The organism is Leucobacter sp. M11 (genome assembly GCF_035726885.1).
Classification (GTDB): domain Bacteria; phylum Actinomycetota; class Actinomycetes; order Actinomycetales; family Microbacteriaceae; genus JAPFRB01.
Map to the genome: position 1 here is coordinate 292,353 of NZ_JAPFRB010000003.1, position 4,037 is coordinate 296,389.

The 4,037-nt window shown below is 68.0% G+C and carries 3 protein-coding genes and 1 pseudogene; all 4 read right to left on the bottom strand.

Annotated elements, in window-relative coordinates; genetic code table 11:
* The coding region (locus OOT08_RS09695; RefSeq protein WP_325092441.1) for a serine/threonine-protein kinase at positions 1 to 887 on the bottom strand (887 nt) is incomplete at its 3' end.
* Positions 884 to 2,365: a peptidoglycan D,D-transpeptidase FtsI family protein gene (locus OOT08_RS09700; protein WP_325092442.1), complete on the bottom strand. Its 1,482-nt coding sequence runs from the start codon at positions 2,363 to 2,365 to the stop codon at positions 884 to 886. The genes OOT08_RS09700 and OOT08_RS09695, both read right to left, overlap by 4 nt.
* Positions 2,362 to 3,744: an FtsW/RodA/SpoVE family cell cycle protein gene (locus tag OOT08_RS09705; protein ID WP_442916215.1), complete on the bottom strand. Its 1,383-nt coding sequence runs from the start codon at positions 3,742 to 3,744 to the stop codon at positions 2,362 to 2,364. Before OOT08_RS09705 ends, OOT08_RS09700 begins: the two co-directional genes overlap by 4 nt.
* A pseudogene (locus tag OOT08_RS09710) lies at positions 3,741 to 4,037 on the bottom strand (Stp1/IreP family PP2C-type Ser/Thr phosphatase); the annotation flags it as partial. The pseudogene OOT08_RS09710 and the gene OOT08_RS09705, both read right to left, overlap by 4 nt.

The window sequence follows — 4,037 nt, forward strand, 5'->3', positions numbered from 1 at the left end:
AGCGCGGTGGTTGCGTCATCGACCGCGGGCGGCAGGATCGAGGGCACGTAGGCGGCGGCCGTGCGCACGTCGCCGCGGTGCAGCGCGGCGGCGGCCTGAGCCAGCTTGGCCGCCGTCGCGGGGCGCTCGGCGGCGTCCTTCGCGAGGCAGGCGTAGACCAGGTTCCGGACGGGCTCGGCGACGGTTGCGGGCAGGTCCGGCGGGGTGTCGTTGATCTGCGCCATCGCGATTGCCACCTGGGACTCGCCCGTGAAGGGCCGTTTCCCCGCGAGGCACTCGTAGGCGACGACACCGAGTGAGTAGATGTCCGTGGAGGGCGTGGCGGTGTGGCCGCTCGCCTGCTCCGGGGCCAGGTACTGCACGGTGCCCATGACCTGACCGGTCGCGGTCAGCGGCACCTGGTCGGCGATCCGGGCGATGCCGAAGTCCGTGATCTTGACGCGACCCTCCGGCGTGATGAGCAGGTTGCCCGGCTTCACATCGCGGTGCACGAGCCCGGCGTCGTGGGCGGCCTGCAGCGCGGTCGCGGTCTGGGCGACGATGCCGAGGACCCGGTCGGCCGGGAGGACGTTCTCCCGCTCGATGATCGCGGAGAGCGGTTCCCCGGGCACGAGCTCCATGACGATGTACGCGGAGCCCTGCTCCTCGCCGTAGTCGAAGACGTTCGCGATGCCCTCGTGGTTCACGAGCGCGGCGTGCCGGGCCTCGGCCCGGAAACGCTCGAGGAACCCGGGGTCCCCCATGTACTCATCCTTCAGGATCTTGATGGCCACGGTGCGCCCGATGACGCTGTCCGTCGCCTTCCAGACCTCACCCATTCCGCCCACGGCTATCCGTGAGCTGAGCTCGTACCGTCCCCCGAAGGTCACCCCTGCCGTTGGTCTCATTGGCCGAACACCGCTTCCATCACTCGTTTTCCAATTGCCGTTGTGAGCTCGTAAGAGCTGGCTTCGTTATTGTGGGCCGCTCCGCCGCCGTCCGCGACCGCGACCGCGACCGCGATCTGGGGGTCGTCCGCGGGGGCGAAGCCGGTGAACCACAGGGTGAACGGCAGGTCGTTGCCGTTCTCGTCAGTGCCGTTTTCCGCGGTGCCCGTCTTTCCGGCGACGGCGGTCCCGGGGATCTGCGCGAGGTGCGCGGTGCCCGCGGGGTCGGAAACGGTCTTGGTCATCATGTCCGTCAGGGCGGCCGCCGTCTTCTCGGAGATCGGCCGCGAGAACTCCTTGGCGGAGAACTCGGACTCCGTGGAGAGGTTCGGCGCGAGCACCGACTCGACGAGCTGCGGGGTCATCACGCGGCCCTGATTGGCGATCCCCGCGGCCACCATCGCCATCTGCAGCGGGGTGCTGCGCACGTCGAGTTGGCCGATCGAGCTGAGGCCGGCCTGGGCCTTATCCTCGGGCAGCGGCGCCACGCTGGGCGTCACCACGGTGGGGATCTCCAGCTCCTGGCCGAAGCCGAAGGCGGCGGCCATCTCGGGAATCGCGGAGAGTTCCATCTCGGCCGCGAGCTCCGCGAAGGGGATGTTGCAGGACTGCACGATGGCCGTCTCCAGGGACACCTTGTCGCCGGAGCCGCAGGTGGTCCGGGACGCGTTCTGCATCACGGAGGAGGTGCCGGGCAGGGTCAGCTTGTCCGGGTTCGCGAAGGTCGAGGCGGCCGTGTAGTCGCCGGACTCCAGCGCCGCGGCCGCGGAGAGCAGCTTGTACGTCGAGCCCGGGTGGTAGAGGTCGCCCGCGATGGCCCGGTTCAGCAGCGGCCGGTTCGGGTCCTCGTTCAGCGCCTTGTAGTTCGCGATGATCTCGTCCTCGTTGTTCGAGGCGAGCAGATTCGGGTCGTAGCTCGGGGTGGAGACGAGCGCCAGGATCTTGCCGGTCTTCGGCTCGATTGCGACGACCGCGCCCTCCAGGCCGTTCATGGCCTCGTAGGCGGCCTGCTGGACGACCGGGTCGATCGTGAGCTCGACGGAGGAACCCTGCGGGGGCTGGCCGCTCACGATGCGCGTCAGCCGGGTGAGCAGCTGCGAGCTGCCGGTGCCGCTCAGGGGCAGGTTCATCGACTGCTCGAGACCCGTCACGCCCTGGTTGCGGGAGAAGGATCCCGTCACAGGCGCGTACATGTCGCCCCCGGAATAGACGCGCTGGAACTTGAAGGCGTCATTGCTGGGCTCGGACACCGCGATGGGCTCGCCGCCCGCGACGATCGCCCCGCGCTCGATGTCGAAGCTGTTCATGATCGTCCGCTGATTCGACGGGTTCGCGCGGAGCGACTCGGCGTTGACCACCTGGATCATGGTCACCGCGAAAAACAGCGCGATGAACATCAGGAAGATGGTCCGCGTCACGACTTTCAACTGCTTGTTCATGAGCGGATCACCATCTTCGGGCGGCTGCGCACCGCGTTGGACATCCGCAGGAACAGGGCCACGATGATCCAGTTCGAAATCAGGGAGGAGCCACCGGCGGCGAGGAAGGGCGAGGTGAGCCCCGTGAGCGGGATGACCCGGGTGACGCCGCCGACGACGATGAAGACCTGGAACGCGAGGAGGAACGCGAGGCCGCCCGCGAGGAGCTTGCCGAAGTCATCCGTGCTCGCGAAGCCGATCCGCATGCCGCGGGCCACGAGGACGAGGTACAGGGCGAGCACCACGAACAGCCCGATCATGCCGAGCTCCTCGCCGATGCTCGGGATGATGTAGTCGCTCTGCGCGAGCGGGGTCTCCTGCGGGAAGCCCTGGCCGAGGCCCGTGCCCGTCATGCCGCCGTTTGCGAGCCCAAACAGGCCCTGGACGAGCTGGTAGCTCACGCCGTGCATGTCGTGGAAGGGATCGAGCCAGTTCTGGAAGCGCCGGTTGACGTAGTCGAAGACCTGGCTCGCGATGAGCCCTCCGGCGAGGAACAGGCCGACGCCGAGCACGACCCAGCCCGTGCGCCCCGTCGCGAGGTAGAGCATCACGAGGAACAGGCCGAAGTACAGCAGCGAGGTCCCGAGGTCGCGCTGGAAGATGAGCACGCTCATCGCGGCGAGCCAGAACACGAGCAGCGGGCCGAGGTCGCGGCCACGCGGGAAGCGGATCCCCGCGAACTTTTTGCCGACAAAGCTGAGCGAGTCGCGGTTGCGCATGAGGTATCCGGCGAAGAAGATCGCCAGGGCGATCTTCGCGATCTCGCCGGGCTGGAAGGAGAACGCGCCGATTTCGATCCAGACGCGCGCGCCGAAGGTCTCCTTGCCGATACCGGGCAGCATGGGCAGGAGCAGGAGGACGACCGCGACGAGGCCGAAGATGTAGGTGTAGCGCAGCAGCACGAGGTGGTTGCGGATCACGAGGAGCACGACCGTGGCGATCACGACCGCGAGCAGGGTCCACACGATCTGTCGGATCGCGGTGGCACCCCAGCCGGTCAGCTCGTAATAGAGATCGATCCGGTGGATCTGCGCGATCCCGATGCCGTTCAGCGCCGTGGCGATGGGCACGATGAGCGGGTCCGCGTCGGGGGCCGTGCGCCGGATCACGACGTGCAGGAGCAGGAGCGCGATGATGAGCGCTGCCCCGCTCGGCACGAGTTCGGAGCCGACCCGGTCGCGGACGCCGAGGTCAACGAGGATGACCGCCCCGACGCCGACGGCGATCGCGAAGAGCATCAGGGACAGTTCGAGGTTCCGCAGCAGTCGCGGCGCGCGCAGGGCGGCGATCCGCTCGAGGGCCTGCTCCCCGGTCGGAATTTCGGTGCGGGCGTCAGTCACTGTTTGGCCTCCCCGAGTCGAACGACGATCTCGCGGGCCTCGTCGAGGGAGCCCGCGTTCAGGGTGTTTTCCACCCGGCGCTGCTCGTAGCCGCCGAGCTCCTTCATCGGGATCCCCGTGTTCTCCGCCTCGGAGCTGAGCGAGATGGGGCCGAGGTCCTGCTGGATGCCGCGGTAGATGATGACCGTGTTGCCGTCGGTGCCGACGAAGTAGCGCGTCTGCGTCCACTGGTAGCCGATGAGCACGCCGCTAAAGAGCACGATGATGAGCATCGCGAGGGAGACGAGCCAGAG

What these genes read in the sequence shown, in the direction of transcription:
- OOT08_RS09700 (WP_325092442.1), bottom strand. Translation starts at nt 2,365, where the DNA reads ATGAACAAGCAGTTGAAAGTCGTGACGCGGACCATCTTCCTGATGTTC.